Source organism: Glutamicibacter sp. AOP12-B1-11 (genome assembly GCF_052379245.1).
Taxonomy (GTDB): Bacteria; Actinomycetota; Actinomycetes; order Actinomycetales; family Micrococcaceae; genus Glutamicibacter.
Window position 1 is genome coordinate 17210 of the sequence record NZ_JBQSYL010000016.1, and the last position, 18439, is coordinate 35648.

General features: G+C 59.8%; 16 protein-coding genes. 10 read left to right on the forward strand and 6 right to left on the reverse strand.

Annotated elements, in window-relative coordinates; translation table 11 throughout:
* The first annotated feature begins 1 nt into the window (after window position 1).
* Together ACT3UQ_RS10955 and ACT3UQ_RS10960 are read left to right on the forward strand one after the other, a co-directional pair.
* Window positions 2-1228: an acyl-CoA dehydrogenase family protein gene (locus tag ACT3UQ_RS10955; RefSeq protein ID WP_105552628.1), complete on the forward strand. Its 1227-nt coding sequence runs from the start codon at window positions 2-4 to the stop codon at window positions 1226-1228.
* Window positions 1229-1267: 39 nt separating this feature from the next.
* Complete coding sequence (locus tag ACT3UQ_RS10960; protein WP_105552629.1) at window positions 1268-2638, forward strand: NAD-dependent succinate-semialdehyde dehydrogenase; 1371 nt, start codon at window positions 1268-1270, stop codon at window positions 2636-2638.
* A gap of 240 nt (window positions 2639-2878) precedes the next feature.
* Here the strand turns inward: ACT3UQ_RS10960 and ACT3UQ_RS10965 are convergent, their stop codons facing one another.
* The 6 genes from ACT3UQ_RS10965 to ACT3UQ_RS10990 all read right to left on the reverse strand — a co-directional run bounded on the left by ACT3UQ_RS10965 (window position 2879) and on the right by ACT3UQ_RS10990 (window position 9297).
* A complete protein-coding gene (locus ACT3UQ_RS10965) occupies window positions 2879-4171 on the reverse strand; it encodes a hypothetical protein (protein WP_105552630.1) in 1293 nt (430 codons plus the stop codon).
* A 61-nt stretch (window positions 4172-4232) separates the two neighbouring features.
* Window positions 4233-4988 (reverse strand): carboxymuconolactone decarboxylase family protein, encoded by a 756-nt coding sequence (locus ACT3UQ_RS10970; protein ID WP_181148344.1) that lies wholly within the window; start codon window positions 4986-4988, stop codon window positions 4233-4235.
* Between the two features lie 476 nt (window positions 4989-5464).
* The gene (locus tag ACT3UQ_RS10975; RefSeq protein ID WP_105552632.1) at window positions 5465-6973 is read right to left on the reverse strand and encodes a TRAP transporter large permease; all 1509 of its coding nucleotides are present in this window, start codon (window positions 6971-6973) and stop codon (window positions 5465-5467) included.
* Window positions 6974-6992: 19 nt separating this feature from the next.
* The gene (locus tag ACT3UQ_RS10980) at window positions 6993-7517 is read right to left on the reverse strand and encodes a TRAP transporter small permease (protein WP_105552633.1); all 525 of its coding nucleotides are present in this window, start codon (window positions 7515-7517) and stop codon (window positions 6993-6995) included.
* 68 nt (window positions 7518-7585) lie between these two features.
* On the reverse strand, window positions 7586-8359 hold the full coding sequence (locus tag ACT3UQ_RS10985; RefSeq protein ID WP_105552634.1) for an SDR family NAD(P)-dependent oxidoreductase: 774 nt from the start codon (window positions 8357-8359) through the stop codon (window positions 7586-7588).
* 152 nt (window positions 8360-8511) lie between these two features.
* Window positions 8512-9297 (reverse strand): SDR family oxidoreductase, encoded by a 786-nt coding sequence (locus ACT3UQ_RS10990; protein ID WP_105569461.1) that lies wholly within the window; start codon window positions 9295-9297, stop codon window positions 8512-8514.
* Window positions 9298-9637: 340 nt separating this feature from the next.
* Between ACT3UQ_RS10990 and ACT3UQ_RS10995 the strand changes: the two genes are divergently transcribed.
* The 8 genes from ACT3UQ_RS10995 to ACT3UQ_RS11030 all read left to right on the forward strand — a co-directional run bounded on the left by ACT3UQ_RS10995 (window position 9638) and on the right by ACT3UQ_RS11030 (window position 18403).
* Window positions 9638-10723, forward strand: a complete 1086-nt coding sequence (locus ACT3UQ_RS10995) for an LLM class flavin-dependent oxidoreductase (protein ID WP_181148346.1) — start codon at window positions 9638-9640, stop codon at window positions 10721-10723.
* A 10-nt stretch (window positions 10724-10733) separates the two neighbouring features.
* Complete coding sequence (locus ACT3UQ_RS11000; RefSeq protein WP_219843910.1) at window positions 10734-11984, forward strand: acyl-CoA dehydrogenase family protein; 1251 nt, start codon at window positions 10734-10736, stop codon at window positions 11982-11984.
* The gene (locus ACT3UQ_RS11005) at window positions 11981-12769 is read left to right on the forward strand and encodes an enoyl-CoA hydratase/isomerase family protein (protein WP_181148348.1); all 789 of its coding nucleotides are present in this window, start codon (window positions 11981-11983) and stop codon (window positions 12767-12769) included. The genes ACT3UQ_RS11000 and ACT3UQ_RS11005 overlap by 4 nt, the downstream gene beginning before the upstream one ends.
* Window positions 12770-12774: 5 nt before the next feature.
* Complete coding sequence (locus ACT3UQ_RS11010; RefSeq protein ID WP_105569462.1) at window positions 12775-13587, forward strand: enoyl-CoA hydratase/isomerase family protein; 813 nt, start codon at window positions 12775-12777, stop codon at window positions 13585-13587.
* Between the two features lie 28 nt (window positions 13588-13615).
* Window positions 13616-14911 carry a TRAP transporter substrate-binding protein DctP gene (gene dctP / locus ACT3UQ_RS11015; protein ID WP_105552639.1) on the forward strand — a complete coding sequence of 432 codons (1296 nt, stop codon included), beginning with the start codon at window positions 13616-13618 and terminating at the stop codon, window positions 14909-14911.
* Between the two features lie 118 nt (window positions 14912-15029).
* Window positions 15030-15992, forward strand: coding sequence for a phosphotriesterase family protein (locus ACT3UQ_RS11020; protein ID WP_105569463.1), 963 nt, complete (start codon window positions 15030-15032; stop codon window positions 15990-15992).
* A 17-nt stretch (window positions 15993-16009) separates the two neighbouring features.
* Complete coding sequence (locus ACT3UQ_RS11025; RefSeq protein WP_181148350.1) at window positions 16010-17179, forward strand: flavin reductase; 1170 nt, start codon at window positions 16010-16012, stop codon at window positions 17177-17179.
* Window positions 17180-17203: 24 nt separating this feature from the next.
* Window positions 17204-18403, forward strand: a complete 1200-nt coding sequence (locus tag ACT3UQ_RS11030) for a CaiB/BaiF CoA transferase family protein (protein WP_444637101.1) — start codon at window positions 17204-17206, stop codon at window positions 18401-18403.
* Window positions 18404-18439: the final 36 nt, after the last annotated feature.

Sequence of the window (18439 nt, forward strand, 5' to 3'; positions counted from 1 at the left end):
AATGACTTCTGTAATAGACCACCCGGATTACCTGCTGCTGGACCTGGACCTGACGGATGCGGATCGTGAATTGCGCGATCGCGTGCGTGCCTTCGGCGTGAACCAGATCGAGCCGATCATCAACGGCTACTGGGAACGCGCTGAGTTCCCGCGCGAAGTCGTCCCGGGGCTGGCCGGATTGGGGATCATCGGCACGTTCATCCAAGGCTATGGTTGCCCTGGGTTTTCCCGGCAGGCTGCGGGAATCGTGGCACGGGAAATGGGACGCATTGACGGTTCGGTCAATACCTTCCTCGGTGTGCACTCCAACTTGGGCATGGGATCCATTTACATGCTCGGCAATGAGGAGCAGCGCAACCGCTGGCTCCCGGCGATGGCCAGTCTTCAGAAGACCGGCGCCTTTGCGCTGACCGAGCCGACTCACGGTTCCGACTCGGTCTCCTTGGAGACCTCTGCACGCTTGGAAGGGGATACCTGGGTCATCAATGGCCATAAGCGCTGGATTGGCAATGGCCATGAAGCAGACGTCATTGTGCTCTATGCGCGGGACGTGGCAGATGGACAGGTCAAGGCCTTCATCGTGGAACGCGATGGGCAAGGACAGTACCCGCAGGGCTACAATCCAACTCCCATCGCAGGCAAGATCGGCAAGCGCGCCATCCTGCAAGCGGACATCACCATAGAGAACATGAGGATTCCCAGCGAAAACCGTTTGGCGAATTGCGAATCGTTTGCAGGGGTCAACCGGGTGCTCAAGGCCACCCGCGGCGGTGCCTCTTGGGAGGCAGTGGGGCACGGCATGGCGGCCTTCGAGATCGCTGCCCGGTATTCCCTGGAACGCGAGCAATTCGGCGGTCCCATCGGTGGATACCAGCTGGTCCAGGAAAAACTCGCCACGATGCTCTCTGACCTGACCAGCATGCAGCTGATGTGCACCCGCATGGCCGAACTTCAGGAACGCGACAAGCTGACAGCCTCCATGGCTTCGATGATCAAGATGACCACTTCCCGCAAGGCCTTGGCGATGTGCCGCGAGGCACGGGACATGCTGGCAGGAAATGGCCTGCTGCTGGAGAACCACGTGGCACGCCACCTGACTGATATGGAAGTTGTCTCCACCTACGAGGGCACCGATTCAATGCAGGCACTGATTGTCGGACGAGACATCACTGGCTTGTCTGCTTTCACCCGCAACAGCCGGGCCAAGGCCGCGTCGGCTGTCCGCTGATGCGCCGAAATCCAGACCAACTATTGAAGGGACCACAACGTGGCCAATATTTCAGCAGTCAATCCATCCACCGGTGAAGTATTCGCCGAGTTCGCGCAGCTCACCGACGAACTGCTCGAGCAATCCTTGACGCGAGCGAATGCCGCGCAACGACTTTGGAAAAAGGAACCGGTCCAGGCACGTTCTGAACTGCTTCGCAGCATCGCACGGGAATACCGCGAACGTGCTGACGCGCTGGCGAAGGACGTAGCACTGGAAATGGGCAAGCCGATCAAGGCCGCCCTCGGGGAGCTCGCGTTGGTTGCCTCGATCTACGAGTACTATGCCGAGCAGGGGCCGGCCATGCTGGAGCCCAAGGACATTCCCGCTTACGCTTCCGGAAGGGCCAAGGTCCGCAAGGATCCCATTGGGGTGCTGCTGGGCATCATGCCTTGGAACTTCCCGCACTACCAGGTGGCCCGATTCGTTGCGCCGAACTTGCTGCTGGGCAACACCATCCTGCTCAAGCACGCCTCGATCTGCGCGCAATCGGCGCAGAATATCGACGAGCTAATGAGCGCCGCCGGAGTGCCTGAAGGCGTGTATTCGAATATCTTCGCAAGCCATGCCCAGATTGAGCACTTGGTCGCGGATCCGCGGATCAAGGGCGTCTCGCTGACCGGCTCCGACGGAGCCGGCGAGCGAATCGGTGCATTGGCAGGCAAGCACATCAAGCCGGCAGTGCTGGAACTCGGCGGATCAGATCCATTTATCGTGTTCGCCGATGCGGATATCAAGAAAGCCGCAGCGGCGGCAGTCATCGGGCGCTGCAATAACTCGGGGCAGCAGTGCACCGGCGCCAAGCGTTTCATCATCGAGGACAGCGTCTATGAAGAGTTCATCGAACTCTTTGTCCAGGGCATGGAATCCGTCGTGGTCGGCGATCCGCTCGATGAGGCGACGACCATGGGTCCGCTGTCCTCGGAAGCTGCACTGGTGGAACTCGACGGCCAGGTCAAGCAGGCGGTCGCCGATGGCGCCCGGATACTGACAGGCGGAAGCCGTCTTGACCGCCCGGGGGCCTACTATCCGCCGACCGTGCTGGATGGCGTCACCGTCGAAAACCGGGTGTACTACCAAGAGCTCTTCGGCCCGGTGGCAATGGTTTTCCGGGTGGGTTCCATAAAGGAAGCCGTGGATCTTGCCAACGACTCGCAGTACGGGCTCTCCAGTGCGATCTTCACGGCCGACGAGGACCGGGCCGAACGCATCGCCGAGGATTTGGACACCGGGATGGTCTACATCAATGCAGTGTCCAAGAGCGCCCCGGAACTGCCCTTCGGCGGCGTCAAGCGCTCTGGCATCGGGCGTGAACTGGGCACCTACGGCATCGATGAGTTCGCGAACTTGAAACTGATCCGCCGCAGCTGACAGATCCGCGGAACCCGGCGGCCGACTCACGAAACCTTGTGAGCCGGCCGCCGGGTTTTTTGTTGTCCAAGAGAATATGAGCGATCAGGGACTCGGCGGCACCGGGCCCAGTGGTATGCAGGGGTCCAGATCCTGCAAGACGAGGGCTATTGCAATCGCTGCGATGCACGACGAGTGGCCAACCCCCAACACGGCCCAGATGGTGCTTGTGCTTTAGGGAATTTCCGAGCCTAGACAGGTTTAGGCTGGACGATGTTCGAGCAGCACCTCTTCGAAGAAGCGATCCACCACTGGTTCCAGGTATTCATGGTCCATGACTTCGCCGTTGCCCTCGTACCAATCAGCGAAGTCGAGAATTTCGCCCTCGTCCTTGTACCCGAGCTCATTTGCAATGTCGGTCCATTTTGCCGAGGTGGTGCGCACGCTGTCCACCAGTTTTGGACCGTCGAGCTGCGAGGATTCCTGCACCCCTTCAAGGATCTTTTCATTGCCGGCCGCAAGGGCCGCGCTGATTTCTGGAGCCAGGAAGTGCATTCCCGATCCGGCTTTACTTGCCACCTCGATGCCTTCTGCTTGGGCGGCATAAGATTGTCCAAGCTCTCCGACGTTGTAGACGCTCATCTGGTCGAAGATCAGCTGCTGTGCTGCCAATGGCAGTTTTGACCAGCTGGAACCGGCGACGATGCTGCCGGAGCCGATGCCAAAGGTGCTGTCCGTTGGCAGGTATACGTTGCTGGCCTGTTCGATCCAGCCGTTGCTCACCATCGTGGTCATCGATCCGTAGGTGCATTGGATGACATTTCTCTGGAGTCCTTCATAGGTCTCGGCTAGCTGCAAGGAAACAGTGGAAGCTCCCATGGCTTCGGACTGTATGACCTGTGCGGCCGCATTGACCCGAATCTGGGTTCCAGAAAAGTCGCTCAAGGCGTTTTTCTCGTCGGTGCAGGCCATGGCCGTGGAGCCGAAGGTATTGAGCGGATTCAGGACCGTCATGCCTTGTTCTTCGAACTCTGCCATGATTTCGGGAGTATCGAACGCAACCTCTTGTGCTGCGAAATGCGTGACGATCTCTCCTTGCAGTGGGCTGGAAGGTGCCGCTACTAAGGCATCTTGCAGAGCCATGAAAGCCGGCATTTCATCCTTGTGGTAGGAAGTAAGCCAATGCGCAAGGTCCAACCGCCCATCAGCCAACGCATCGGAGATGCCATCGGGTGCCACGACCGCGTTGGCGTAGATGACCTCGACCTTGATCTTTCCGCCGGACCAATCTCCAATGGCATCGGCGAAAGCTTGGTCGCGTTGCCCGGAAATCGAGTTCGCAGATGGTGAAGACACCTGGAACTTGAGTGTTACTTCGTCCATGTCGGCTAGGGCCGCTTGGAAGTCCGCTTTGCTGGAACCATAGTCAACCCCAGTTCCGGTACCGGAGGAGCCGGAATCGGCTGAGCTGTTGCCGCCCATGGTGCAGCCGGTGAGCGCCAAAGATGCGATTGCTGCGGCTGATGCGAAAGCCATCAGGTTCTTGCGTTTCATAAGGTGGTCCTTTGGAAGTTGTATCGGAGAAATTTTCCAGTGCTTCGAGTAGTGATTTTTGCTATCTCCCCATTTCCTCAGCGAGTGTGGAGGCCCCCACGAGAGTTGTATGAATGCCGATATTGCTGGCAAGCGTCATCACGTCTACGATCTGGTCTGGGGTGGCGCCGTATTCAATGGCCTTCTTGACATGGGTGCGGATGCCGGGGACAAAAAGGTGAGTGGTGGCAACGTCTATTGCGATATAGATCAGTTCCTTCATGAACTCATCCAGGGGTCCTTGCTCCCAGGGGATGCTTGAGAGCTCCAGATATGCCTCAAAGTATTCTGGCGAGTAGGCCAAGACGGTGTCCCAGCTTTCGGACCAGTACTTTCGGTTGCGGATGAATTTGGCCTTCAGTTCTCGGCGGTGCTCATCAGCCGGAACTTCACTCACTTCTACGGCTACGCCAAGCTCTTCGAAAACCCCGTGGGCAATGGGCATGCCGACAAGCATCGAATGAGTTCCCAATGAGGCAGCTAGCTGGATTGTTTCTGCGATTTCTGCCGTAGAGGCGCCGGCATGGGTTGCTTGGCGGATATGGTGCTCAGTTGCCGTGGAGTTCAGGTAGGTGACTTGTGCATTGACCGATATGCAGATCAACTCACGTTGGATTGGCGTCAGCGACCCCCGAGAGCCAGCTACCTGGAGCAGCCGGTCGTAGGATTCGAAATAATTTGGGTCGAGTTTCAGCAGATTCTCTAAATCTGCATTCCAGAAACCGTGGGCAGCTTCGAAATTTGCGCGTGGGCATTGAATGGTTTGCGAGTCGGCCATTGTGTTCATTTCCTGGGTCAGTTCGGTGGGCGCATATTTGATTGGGCATGCGCATAGAGCCGGAGGATCTCGGCGCGGATAAGGCGCAGAGGGAAGTGCCTGGAAGGACAGTTCGTTCGGAAATGGAATGGACGTTGGATCGACTCGCGTCACGAATTCCGTGCGATCATGATTTTTTTGCAAAAGGCACTATTGCGGTTCGCTATATTCAATGCCATAGTGAACGCCAGTGCATGTGACTGCCATTTAAAGCTAACCATAAATAGCTGTGAATTGCATCACTTTATCAGAAAATTACGCGATGGTTTTTGCGTTTGACCTGAGGTTGAAGAGGCTGATGATCGGGAGCTGCGGTGAATCTTGGCCTAAATAAATGTTTTCCAATGCAATTAGACCTCGCATTCTCCTAAATATCATTTCTGGAGAATGCAAGGTCTAATTGTTGAATTTATTTCTAATCTACAGCATGGCGAATTTTAGGATGCCGATGAAATCGAGGGCAGCCAGGTCGTTAGTTCAGGCCAGAAAATCATGATGATGATAAAGCCGAGGGCAAATGGCAGGAACCAGAGGATCGAGGTGAATACATCGGTGAGAGAGACCTTGACTCCCTGGTTGACTTCTCGGCGCTTAAGGAGGTTGTAGCAAATGTAGGCCAAGACTCCCACCGGGGGCGTGATCATGCCGACCTCGCCCAGAATGATGATGAAGACGCCGAACCACATCAGGCCGATATCGTAGGATTCCAAAACCGGCAACAGCAGGGGGATGGTCAGCAGCATCATTGACATGGTGTCGAAGAACATGCCCATGAAGATGTAGAGCACGACCAAGGCCATTAGGAACCAGAAGCGTGACAGCCCCAGTTCCGCGATGAAGTCGGTGATGTCTCCGGCGATGCCGGTCACGGCCAGCACCCGGGTAAGCATTTCGGCGCCGATCAGCAGCAGGAAGATCGATGCCGTCGCTTTGGCGGCACCGGTCAGCGATGCGGAAATCTGGCGCAGGGGCTTATTCTTGCGGGTGTAGAACAGGGTGATCAGCAGCGAGGCGAAGGCCGCGGCCGCACCGGCTTCGGTGGGAGTGAAGTAGCCGGTGAACAAGCCGCCGAAAAGCACGAGCATGATCAGTGGCAGTCCCCAAAGCCCGCCCAGTGACTTCAATCGGTCGCTCCACGTGACACTGAACGCAGCTGCTGCTTTCTGCTGATTTCCGCGCCCGAACATCTGCGGGAAGATCAGGGCCATGGTGAAGTAGATGAGTGCGAACATGACGGCTAGGCCGATACCGGGAACCACTCCGGCCAGGAGCTGCGGACCGACTGGTACGGATACGATTCCGGCATATACCACCATCATGATGCTCGGTGGGATGAGCTGCCCGCTCAATCCGCCGGTGAGCACGGCTCCGACTGCCACACGGCGGTCATAGCCGACCTTGAGCATTTCCGGGATGCCGGCGCGGCCCAGGGCGTAGGTCATGCCAATTGACGAGCCGCTCACCGAAGCCAAGCCTGCGCCCGCAGCCGTAGTTCCGATGGCAAGTCCTCCTGGAAGCCATCCGAACCATTGGTGGGTTGCCTGGTAAAGGCGCTGGGTCAATCCTGCTTGGGTTAGCAGCAATCCCATCCAGATGAACATCGGAAGGACGGACATCGACCAGCCGCTGGAAGCGGTATAGGGGGCGGTCGACAGAACACTGATTGCGGCATCTGCACCGCTTACGTAAATCAGGCCCAGGACGCTGGCAATGGATAACGCGAAGCCGACTGCGATGCCGGCCAGCATCAGCGCTACCATGAGGGCGATGGTCCACAGCCCCGCTGCCGAGGCGGAGCTGCTGGTGAACAGCCCGATGGCGCACGCAATGTTGACCGCTACGAGAATCCAGAATCGAAGAGGTGTCCCCTTCAATTTGGTTCCGGCTGGTGTTCCTTGCGGGCTCGATTCGGTTTTGGAGGGGGCAATCAAGGGTGTCTCAATCATTGTGGGTACCTACCTAGAATCAAGCTGCTACGTCAGCGGTCGGTTTGCCGGTGCCGGTGTTGAGGTCATGCTCTGGCCTCTTGAACCCGAGCCAAGCATCGATTGCCAGAACGAAAGCTGTAAGCGTGAAGCCCAGCGGGACAAAATAGTACGCTGGCCATATTGGGATCGAGGTGATGCCGCCGGTCGCCTGGACTGCGGTCTTTGCCAGGGCCTCCGCTAAGCCATACCAGGCCAGAAGGGCGGACATCACTGCGCCGGCCAGGCAGCCGAAAAGCCGAATCCAGGCCAAGCTGCGGTTGCTCAAGTTCTCGACGATCAGTGCTACGTTGATATGTTCCTTCCACACTTGTGCGCCGGGGATGGCCAGCAGCACCAGGGCGGGGAGGAGCCAGTTGGCCGCAACCTCGTTCGCCCCGTAGATCGGTGTTTGGAACCAGGTGCGGCCAAGCGCGTTGGCCAGGCTCAGGAGCATCATGGTCAGCAGGGCGAGACCGGCAAGGCCTGAGATGATCCGTTCGAGGATTTTGGTGAGTTTAAGCATGGGATGCTCCACTTCTTGTTGTCTCTACGGTGAGAGCAGTCAGCAGCGTGTGGTGGTGGGTCATGGAATCAGCGGACAAAAGGCGTCGTGGACGCGAAGCCGCCGCGAATGCCGCCATCCAGGCGAATCACTTCCGCGTTGAGGTACTTGTTCTGGTAGATCTGCATGGCCAATTGCGCAAATTCGTGCGGGAACCCCACGCGCGGAGGGAACGGAACGTGTCGTTCCAACTTCGGGGTATCCGCCAGAATCGGCGTGTCGAAAAGTCCAGGAGCAATTGTCGCCACTCGAATGGAGAGCTCGGACAGCTCGCGGGCCAGCGGAAGTGTCATCCCTGCGATCCCTGCTTTTGATGCCGAATAAGCCGATTGCCCTGCTTTGCCATCGAGCGCGGCACCCGACGAGGTGAGTACGATCGCACCGTTCTCGTGCGGGTCTGCGTTCCGGGACATCAGTCCCGCTCCGTGGCGAACGACCGAAAATGTACCCAGCAAGTTGGTGCGGAGCACATTCTCGATCGTTTCAAAATTATCCAAAGGAGTCCTGGATCCAGTGTCAACTAGGTATCCCGGGTTCCGCGGTCCGAAAGCGGTGATGCCTGCGCAGTGAACGATGCAACGGAGCTCGACCCCGTCCGCTGCCACCGTGTCGAAGGCGCTGCGGACTTCGGCGTCATCGCCGACATTGACCTTGTGGTAGGTGATGCCCGTAGCCGGATTTTCGGCGTTGGGCTTGATGTCAAAGACATGTACCGCCCATCCGTTTTCGGCGAAGAGCTTGGCTGAGGCGGCACCTAGGCCACTTAGCCCACCGGTGACTACCACCGCGCGTTGTGCAGGCATAGCAATCCTTCAGGACTAGTGCATGCCCATGCTTCGCGTGGTGTGAATATAGACATGTATGTTCGACATTGTGATTTGAACCACGATACATGCGACCGGGATCCGTGTCACCCCTTTTGGAAATGTGACGCAAATCAATTTCCCCGGTGGTCCTAGTTGAAGGGCCGCAGGTTATTTCCAGCGGTTTCCCCGCCGTCAATGGAAATGCTGGCACCGCTGACAAAGCGCGACTCATCGCTGAGCAGGTAGATAACCAGCGGGCTCACCTCGTTGGTCTCGGCTGCGCGGCCAACTGGAATTTGCCCGAAGCCTCGTTTGAGGCCAGCTGTCATGGGCGTATTCACCGACCCCGGGTGAATCGAGTTCACCCGGATGCCCATGTCGCCTAGATCCAGCGCGGAAGTTTTCGTCAGCCCCTGCACGCCCCATTTGGAAGCGGAATACGATGCCCGATTCTTGAAGCCGGTCAGTCCGGCAATCGAGGAAACGTTCACAATCGAACTCGTGGCATGCTCCTTCAGTGCGGGCACGGCGGCTTTCATCCCGTAGAAGTTGCCCGTGAGGTTGATGTCGATGGTCCGCTTCCAATCTTCGAGGGTCGCCTCCTCCACCGAGCCCCTGGAGCCAATTCCGGCATTATTGACCAGTCCGTGCAATGCGCCGAAGTGGACTCTGGCACCTTCGACGGCTCGCAGCCAGTCGTCGAAGACGGTGACATCCAGTTCGGCATAGCGAGCGACCGTTTCGCCGTGGGCGTCGTTCAGCTCCTCGGCCAAGGCGCGGCCGGCTTCATGGGCGATGTCTCCGATCACGACGCGGCCTCCTTCGTGGCAGATGGACCGGGCGTGCTCGGCGCCCATTCCGCTGGCTGCCCCGGAGATCAGGATGACTTTTCCGGCGAGTCGCCCCGGGGTTGATTGCCTGTGTTGCTTTGCCATGATGGCTCCTAATTTGGTGGTAGTTGATATTTGCGGGACCGGCGTGGCGGCCTGCCGTCTTCGATGGTTCGATGTTGCCGTTCGAGCTATGAGTCTGGTTCGAGTCCGCTGGAACTCCGAAGATGTTACGCGTTCGTTCCCGGGACTAATTTTTCTATAAAGACAGTTTGACTTGGACTTTTTCCTGAACCTTTCCTGCTGTCATGACGCGGGGCGAGCTGTTTGCGGACATCTTGAACTAAATTCTAGACGAACGTGTATGTATTGTGATTCAATGAACATATTCCGCAAAACAAATGATCCCCGTCACAGTTGATGGGCACCGGTTATGGAGGCCACGATGAGCCAGGACAATCTGCACTTCGGTATTTTCTGCCTGACAAATGTTCCCGAGTGGAGCACCGAACGCGAAGCAGTCCACAAGGGCATCGAACAGATCAACCTCGCCGACAAGCTGGGCTTCGAGGAAGCTTGGGTAGCCGAGCACAACGCCCGCCGCTACGGAATCATCTCTTCCGCGCAGATGATGCTCGCAACCGTGGCAGGCACAACGAAGAATATCCGCTTGGGCTCGGGTGTGACCCGTTTGCCGATGAACCACCCGCTGAAGACCGCAGAGGACTTCTCGCTGCTGGACGTCATCAGCGACGGCCGCCTGAACTTCGGCATCGGCAAGGCCTATGACCTGCTGGAATTCCAGGCCTACGACATCGACCCGGAAGAACGCGATGAGCGTTACCAGGAGTCCTTCGAAATCATCATGCAGGGCTGGAAAGACGGAAAGATCAACTACCAGGGCAAGCATTTCCAGGTCCCTGGCCGAGGCAACCAGACCGAAGAGATCCAGTTGATGCCGCGTCCGATCCAGGAACCGCATCCACCGGTGTACATCATGGTCTCGCAGACCGAGGAGTCGCTGCGCTACGCCGCCCGCGAAGGCTTTGCCTTCGTGCTGGGGCAGATGCCTACCTGGGAGCACATGGCCCATCTGGTCAATGTCTACCGCGAAGAGGCCCGCGCCGCCGGATACAGCTACGACGCCATCGACGCGAATATCGCCCGCTCCTCGCAGCTCAAGGCCATCCACGTATCCGAGGACCGCGCCACCGCCGCCAAGGAATACGAAGAAGGCCTGATGTGGTACCTGAGCATCCTCAGCAACCGCGCCAAGGTCGGCCTGGGCCTGACCGAGCTCAGCTTCGATGACTACGTCGAGAAGGGCGCCATCCTGCTTGGCTCCTCGGATGACGTTGCGCAGCAGCTGGAAGACTACAAGAAGGTCACCGGCATCGGCGGCCTCGTCGGCTGGTTCGACGCCGGAAGCCAGCCGCAGGAGCAGGTCCTGCGCTCGATGACCAAGTTCGCCACTGAGGTCCGCCCCCAGCTGACCTCCCGCGATTCAACCGTTGAAACCGCACGGGCCTAAGGACAACACCATGACGACCATGACTGCAGACCCGCGCGTGGGTCCGAGCGAGTACAAAGAAATTATCGATGCGCTCATCGAGTTCATCGAAAAGGCCGTTGTGCCCATCGAGCAGGAGCACGCGGAATTCCTCAAGGACGAAGTCAACATCTTCGACTCGCGCGGCTTGATGACCGAGAAGTACAAGCAGATCAACCAGCAGGTGCGCGAGCTGTCCGCCGAAGCGGGCTTCTACACGCTCTACAGCGCCGAGTCCCTCGGCGGCGCGGAGCTTCCGGCCGCGGCCATCGTGGAAATCCAGGAGGCCCTGCACCACCGCTACGGACCGGAGCGTTCGCTGATCCACGAATCGGTGATCCCCTCCCCGTTCACCAACGGCCTGAGCCCGCTGCTCCTGCAGCTGCAGGAAGATGTCCTGGCACCGCGCATCGACGCGATCCGTGCCGGAACCTCGACCCTGTGCTTCGCGTTGTCCGAGCCGGATGCCGGATCCGACGTCTACAACCTGAAGACCCGCGCTATCGCGGTGGATGGCGGCTGGGTGATCAACGGCCAGAAGCAATGGATCTCCAATGCGGCCCACGCCAAGCACGCCTTCGTCTTCGCGGTCACCGACCCGGAGGCGGTGGCCAGCCGCAGCGGCGGGATCACCTGCTTCTTCGTGGACACCGATTCCGCCGGGTTCTCGGTGGATGCCGGCATCCCGATCATGGGCAAGCGCGGTTCGAACGCCACGATCCTTTCCTTCACCGATTTGAAGGTCACCCCGGAGCAGATCATCGGCGAGGAAGGCAAGGGGCTGAACCTGGCCATGGGCGGCATCAGCCGCGGACGCGTGACCATGTCCGCCACCTGCATCGGTGTCGCCCAATGGGCGCTGGACCAGGCCCTGGAATACTCCAAGACCCGCAAGACCTTCGGCAAGACCATCGGCCAGCACCAGATGATCCAGTCCAAGCTGGCCGAGATCGCCCGCGACATCTACCTGTGCAAATCGGCCGTGCAGCGCACCGCCGCCTTGCTGGACGCCGGGTTCCCGGCGATCAAGGAAACCTCCATCATCAAGTTCTCCTGCACCGAGATGCTCAGCCGCGTCGTGGATGAGGTTATGCAGATCCATGGCGGCCTGGGGCTGACCAACGAACTGGGCCTGGAAGGCGCCTACCGCTTCGCCCGCACCTTGCGCATTCCGGATGGAACCAGCGAGATCCAGCGCCGCACGGTGGCCAAGCGGCTATTGGCAGGAGATACCAAGCTGTGAGTGCTGTGCGAACCAGTCTGGTATCCGTCAGCACCGAGCAAGGGGTCCGCACGGTGGTCCTCGACCGCGCCGAAGCGCGCAATGCGCTGAGCCCGGATCTGCGCGAGGACCTGCGTCAGGCGCTGCTTGAAGCCAACGATGACCAGGACGTGCGCGCCATCGTGATCACCGGGGCGGGGGAGAACTTCTGCGCCGGCGGAGACGTGAAGCGCATGGGCAAGAACACCCCGAGCAACGGCGCCGCACGCATTTCGCTGGGGCGCGAACTGGTGGAGCTGATCCGCAACCTGAAGAAGCCGACCATCGCCGCGGTCCAAGGCCACGCGGTGGGTGCCGGGTTCGGACTGGCGCTGGCCACCGACATCATCCTCGCTTCGGAGACCGCCAAATTCCAGTTCGGATTCATCAAGCGCGGACTCGCGCCCGACAGCGCGGTGCCATTCCTGCTGTCCCAGCAGATCGGCAACCGCAGAACCCTGCACTACGCGATGACCGGCGAAGTGATCAGCGGCGAGCAGGCCGCAGACCTGGGAATCGCTTCGAAGGTGATCGGCAACGGCAATTTCTCCGAAGAGGTGGCGGCGTTCGCCAAGAATTTGGCGGACGGTCCCACCGCAGCCTATTTCGCTACCCGCAAGGTCGTGCAGGCCTCGCACAACATGACCCTGGCCCAGGCCTGGGAATTCGAGTCCTTCGCCTCGGCGGTCACCTCGACCACCGGCGATCACAAGAACTCGGTTGCCGCGTTCAAAGCCAAATCCAGCTATGAGTTCCAAGGAGAGTAAGACAGATGACTGAAGTAATTTCCGATACCCAGGTCGTGCTGGTTGAGCGCGATGTCGAGAAGAAAACCGCGATCCTCTCCCTGAACCGCCCGGAGAAGATCAACGCCTTCAACAACGCGCTGCTCGAAGGGCTCATGTCCGCGCTGTCGGAATTGGCGGATGATGACGAGATCTCGGTGGTGATCCTGCGCGGCAGCGGGAAGAACTTCAGCGCCGGGTACGATGTGGTCTCCGGATACGGTTCGAAGACGGCCTATGAGGACTGGCGCAATCTCCAGGAGAAAATCGACCTGTGGGAACGCGTCTACCGTTTCCCCAAGCCGCTGATTGCAGCTATCGAAGGGCACTGCCTGGGCGGAGCGACCATGCTGGTCTCCTGCAGCGATCTGGTGATCGCCTCCGAGACCGCGAACATCGGATGGCCATCGATTCCATTGGGCGGCGGGCTGCTCTCTCCGGTATCGCTGTGGCATATCGGCATGCGCAAGGCCAAGGAATTGTCCTTTATCGCGGGCAATTCAATGAGCGGCATCGAAGCCGCGGAGCTGGGCTGGGCCAACAAGGCCGTGCCGGAAGGAACCGCGCTGGAAAGCGCAAAGACCATGGCCGGCCGCGTGGCCAAGACCCCCTTGGATTTGCTCTACCTGAAGAAGCAGGCCTTGAACAAGGTGTACGACCGCCAGGGCTTCGTGGAATCACTGCGCGCAGGTGCGGAATGGGATGCCATTTCGCATACGGCCGACTCGATCGGCGAGGTGAAGGCGCTGATGAAGGACAAGGGCCTCAAGGGAGCAATCAAGCACTTCAGCCAGTCCTAGAACTCAACGATCGGATTAGGGAAAAACAATGTTTTCACGCAAGTATTTTGCCGGCGCGCTGTCCATGCTCGCCGTGGCAGCGCTGGGATTGACCTCATGCGCCGGGGGTCTGAACTCCTCCGGCGGCAACGAAGATCGTGCCGGTGGCGCAGGTATTGCCCCAGGCGCGACGAAGGAGCAGTACATCGCTGCCTTTGAAGATATTGAGCCGATCACCCTGGACTTCCAGTATTCCAGCACCAACCCCAAGTCCTTCTCGGCCCAACGAGATCTGAAATGGGCTGAGTCCGTGGAGGAATGGTCCGGTGGCAAGGTCACCATCGAATCCCATGCGGCCGGGGCGATCGCGAAGCCAACCGAGGTTCCCGGGGCGCTGCAGGATGGCCGATTGGACATCGCGCATTACTACACCACCTATGAACCGCAGGAAATGGCCGCCTTCGTGGACATGTCCACGTCGCTGGTCCAGCTTCCCAGCAGCCCGGTGGTCGGCGAGTTCGTCTCGCACGCGGTCATGATGGAGGTAGGCTTCAATACCCCCGAGGTCATGGCCAACTACGAGGACCGCGGTATGCACGTCTTGCACCCGGCCAACCCCAACGGCAACACCTCGGTGATCTGCCGGGAAGACCAGCAAGAACCCGCGGATTGGGCCGGCTCCCAAATCCGCGGCAATGCGGCGGCCCACGAAATCCAGGCCAAGGCGCTGGGCGGCGTGTTGACTTCCGTGGAACTGGCCGAAACCTATGAAGCGCTGGAACGCGGCGTGCTGAACTGCTCGCTGCAGTCAACCGCAACCGCTGTCTCCGTGGGCTGGCTCGAAGTCGCTCCGTTCATCAGCATTCCGAAGGACGCCAGCTTCGCTCCGGGCGCAGGCGCCCTGGTGGCCGGCTCCTCCTGGGAGGGGCTGCCGCTGCTGGTGCAGCAGCTGATGTTCGACCGCATGGAGGGCTACGTGGCCGGCGAGGACTTCAACGCCATAGCCAGCTTGAAGATCGCAACCGAGACCGCCGAAGAGCAGGGTGGCAAGCTGGACTACCTTGACGCGAAGAGCGAGGCCGCGATCGCGGAATCCAACAAGGAACTGCTGGCGCAGGTCGAGAATTCCAAGAACCTGGACGGCAAGGCCGTGAACGCAGCGGTAGCCTCGTCCATCGAGAAGTGGACCGGCATCGCCGAAGAGCTGGGATACGGGGAAAAAGGCGAAGTCACTGAATTCACCGATTGGTACGAGGGCTCGGTGGATCCCGCTGACCTGGAATACTATGAGCCCTTTGCCGAGCGCGTATACAACGAGATCATTCTTCCGCAACGACCCGAGTAGCGGCAGCTTGCCCGGCAAGACGTAGCCTATTGACCAACGTCCTCCCGGAGGCCGGACCATCCTTATCCGACCTCCGGGCTCCCACCCACTACCTCGATTTCCAGAGAGGACCAAGACGATGATTACCACATTCACCGGGGAACTTCCTGCCGACCGCCTGGGCGCGACGCTGATGCATGAACACGTCTTCGTGCTGAACGCCGAGCTGTTCCTGAACTACCCGGGCCAGTTTCCAGCAGATGACCTGGTTGACCGCGCGGTGGAGTATTTGAATGGGGTCAAGGCCAACGGCATCGACACCATTGTCGACTTGACCGTGATGGGCAATGGCCGGAACATCCCCTTGGTCAAGCGCGTAGCCGAGCGCACGGAGATGAACATCATCGCGGCCACCGGCTGGTACACCTTCCACGACGCGCCGACCTTCGCCACGCTCAATGGACCCGGCCGCCTGCTCGGCGGAAGCGATCGGCTGACCGAGCTCTTCATCCGCGATATCCGCGATGGCGTCGATGGCACCGGAGTCAAGGCCGGGGTGCTGAAGTTCGCCACGGACCACTACGGCTTCTCCGAAGGCGTCTTGAACGTCATGCAGGCGGTGGCCGATGCCCATCTGGAAACCGGGGCACCGATCTTCACGCACTCGAACCCGAGCCAGCGCAACGGCCTGGACCAGCAGGACTACCTGGCCTCGCGCGGAGTCGACCTGGGTGGCGTGGTCATCGGCCACTGCGGAGACAGCGAAGACCTGGACTACCTGAAGCAGATTGCGGACCGCGGGTCCATACTGGGCATGGACCGCTTTGGACTGGACTCCAAGCTGCCCTACGAAAAGCGGCTGCACGCCGTGAAGGAACTATGCCAGCAGGGCTATGCCCAGCAGGTCGTCATCGCCACCGACTCATCGGCCTACTCCATGAACTTCCCGGATGAGGCGCGTGCCGAACGGCTGCCGAAATGGCGAGCCAGCGAAATCATGGACAGCGTCGTCCCCGATTTGCGGAACCTGGGCGTTTCGGACTCGGACATTGATCAGATGATGCTCGCCAATCCACGTCGAATCCTCGGGAGCGCACAATGAAATCAGGAGAACTAGCCATGGCAAAGATCGATGCCTTTGAATTCCGCCGGGTGCTGGGGGCTTTCCCCACCGGAGTTGTCATCGTCACCGGAATGGACGACGCCGGGCAGCCCCTGGCGATGACCGTCGGGTCCTTCGTTTCGGTGTCCTTGGAGCCAGCCTTGGTCGGCTTCCTGCCAACCAAGACTTCGTCCTCATGGGCCGCATTGCAGAACCGCACGAGCACACGATTCGGCATCAACGTGCTGGCCAGCGACCAGGAGGATCTGTGCCGAGCGGTGGCCTCGCGCAAGACGGATAAGCTCGAAGGCTTCGAATGGGAGCTGTCCAAGAACGGCAGCCCGATCCTGACCGACTCGGTCGCCTTCGTCGACTGCGAGATGCAGTCGGTATCCGACGCGGGGGACCACGACTGGGTGATGGGCAGCGTGCTGGATCTGTTCACGCTCAGCTCTAGTTTGCCCTTGCTCTTCTACCGCGGAGGCTACGGCTCGTTCGCGCCCGGTTCCATGGCCATCAGCACCGACATCCCGGTCAAGGTCTTGAGCCAGCTGGACCTGATCCGTCCGCATATGGAACGCCTGGCGGCCGAATTGGTTGCCGAGGTGAGCATCATGACACGGGTGGAGACCGAACTGATCAACGTCGGGTCGGCAGGCTCTTCCACCCGCCAGGGCCGCTCCAGCCGGGTGGGCATCCATGTGCCATTCATGCCGCCGATCGGCGGAGTCTTTGCGGCGTTCGGGGGGCCGGAAGCCGAGGCCCAGTGGCTCGCGCAGGGTCATCCGGACGCCGACCCGGCGCTGCAGACGCATTTCGAGGCAGGCCTGGCCAAGGTCCGCGAACGCGGCTACGCTGCCGGGATCGGACATGAACGCGGCAGCGGCATCGAGCATTCGGCACAGATTGCCTACGGCGGACGGGATCCCGAGGCGCGGCAGCGGCTCATGGCGGTTGTCAACGACGCCGCCGAGACGTTCAACGCCGCGGATGTCACCCATGAAGGTGAATACGAATTCCATTCGGCCACCGCCCCGGTCTTCGATAAGGACGGAGCGTGCTTGTTCTCGATGACCGTCTGGGGATCGGACGGCCTGACTCGCGGGTCCGATGTCGTGGCCACCGTGGAACGGCTCAAGCTCGCCGCGGACGCGGCAAGCCAGGAACTCCAGTTCCGCTCCCGCTAAAAGCCTCCAGTAAAGGTAGAACTCGTGCTGAAATCATTTTCCAATCTCATCGTCCTTGAACTCGGGCATATCTACAACGGCCCATACTGCGGTTTGCTGTTTGCCCACCTGGGCGCGGAAGTCATCAAGGTAGAGCCGCTGGGCGGCGAACGCCTGCGCACTCGTGCCCGCGGAGACGCGGACCCGCAGGAATTTGTCATGCTCAACTCCAATAAGAAGAGCATCGCCTTGGATCTGAAAAGCGATGACGGCAAAGAGACCTTCCTGAAGCTGGTCGACCGGGCCGACGTGCTCATTGAAAACTATGCGCCAAATACCCTTGAACGTCTTGGCCTGGCACTTGAATCGCTGCTGGAACGCAATCCCCGCCTAGTGATTGCTTCGGGCAAGGGCTATGGGAGCAGCGGACCATACTCGAAGATGCCGGCCATGGATCTGACGGTCCAGGCAATGTCCGGCGCAATCGGCACCACTGGCTTCGCAGACGGGCCTCCGGTTAAGTCAGGACCGGCCTTTACGGATTTTTCTGGCGGCATCCATCTGTTCGGCGGCGCGATGGCGGCCCTGTTCGACCGGACGCTTACCGGCGCGGGGCAAATCGTGGAGGTGTCAATGCATGACACCATCTATCCCATGCTGACCTCTGCGCTCAGCGCGCTGTACAACCAACCCGGCGATCAGCTGCCCGAGCGCACCGGCAACCAGCACTCCGGGCTGGCCATTGCTCCATACAACGTCTATCGCGCGGCCGATGGCTGGCTGGCGATTATCTGCGCCTCAGATAATCACTGGACCCGCTTGGCCAAGGCGCTGGATTTCGCCGAGGCCATCGAGGAACCGCGCTTTGCCGATCCGGTGAGCCGGGCGGAGCATATGGAAGAAATCGACGCGCTGGTTACTGGGGCCACCAGCAAGCTGACCCGCGCGGAGATCTCGGATCTGCTGGGCAGCGCCGGAGTTCCCTTCTCCCCGGTCAAGACCCTGCGGGAGGTTGACCAAGACCCGCATTTAATCGAGCGCGAAATGATCCGATTCATCGACCATCCGGAAAACGGACGGGTACCGGTAGTCGGCAATCCGCTGAAGATGTCCACCCAGCAACCGGGAGCTGCTTTAAGCGTCGCGCCCAAGGTCGGGCAAGACCAAGCTGAGGTGCTGGGCAGGCTCTTGGGCATGAACGAACGCGAGGCCGAGGCCCTGCGCACGGTTCCATTAGGGCTTTAGATGCTAAAGGCTAATGAAAACTGGCACAATTTAGCT

What these genes read in the sequence shown, in the direction of transcription:
- ACT3UQ_RS10955 (WP_105552628.1), top strand. Translation starts at nt 2, where the DNA reads ATGACTTCTGTAATAGACCACCCGGATTACCTGCTGCTGGACCTGGAC.
- ACT3UQ_RS10965 (WP_105552630.1), bottom strand. Translation starts at nt 4,171, where the DNA reads ATGAAACGCAAGAACCTGATGGCTTTCGCATCAGCCGCAGCAATCGCA.
- ACT3UQ_RS10970 (WP_181148344.1), bottom strand. Translation starts at nt 4,988, where the DNA reads ATGGCCGACTCGCAAACCATTCAATGCCCACGCGCAAATTTCGAAGCT.
- ACT3UQ_RS10975 (WP_105552632.1), bottom strand. Translation starts at nt 6,973, where the DNA reads ATGATTGAGACACCCTTGATTGCCCCCTCCAAAACCGAATCGAGCCCG.
- ACT3UQ_RS10980 (WP_105552633.1), bottom strand. Translation starts at nt 7,517, where the DNA reads ATGCTTAAACTCACCAAAATCCTCGAACGGATCATCTCAGGCCTTGCC.
- ACT3UQ_RS10985 (WP_105552634.1), bottom strand. Translation starts at nt 8,359, where the DNA reads ATGCCTGCACAACGCGCGGTGGTAGTCACCGGTGGGCTAAGTGGCCTA.
- ACT3UQ_RS10990 (WP_105569461.1), bottom strand. Translation starts at nt 9,297, where the DNA reads ATGGCAAAGCAACACAGGCAATCAACCCCGGGGCGACTCGCCGGAAAA.
- ACT3UQ_RS10995 (WP_181148346.1), top strand. Translation starts at nt 9,638, where the DNA reads ATGAGCCAGGACAATCTGCACTTCGGTATTTTCTGCCTGACAAATGTT.
- ACT3UQ_RS11000 (WP_219843910.1), top strand. Translation starts at nt 10,734, where the DNA reads ATGACGACCATGACTGCAGACCCGCGCGTGGGTCCGAGCGAGTACAAA.
- ACT3UQ_RS11010 (WP_105569462.1), top strand. Translation starts at nt 12,775, where the DNA reads ATGACTGAAGTAATTTCCGATACCCAGGTCGTGCTGGTTGAGCGCGAT.
- dctP (WP_105552639.1), top strand. Translation starts at nt 13,616, where the DNA reads ATGTTTTCACGCAAGTATTTTGCCGGCGCGCTGTCCATGCTCGCCGTG.
- ACT3UQ_RS11020 (WP_105569463.1), top strand. Translation starts at nt 15,030, where the DNA reads ATGATTACCACATTCACCGGGGAACTTCCTGCCGACCGCCTGGGCGCG.
- ACT3UQ_RS11025 (WP_181148350.1), top strand. Translation starts at nt 16,010, where the DNA reads ATGGCAAAGATCGATGCCTTTGAATTCCGCCGGGTGCTGGGGGCTTTC.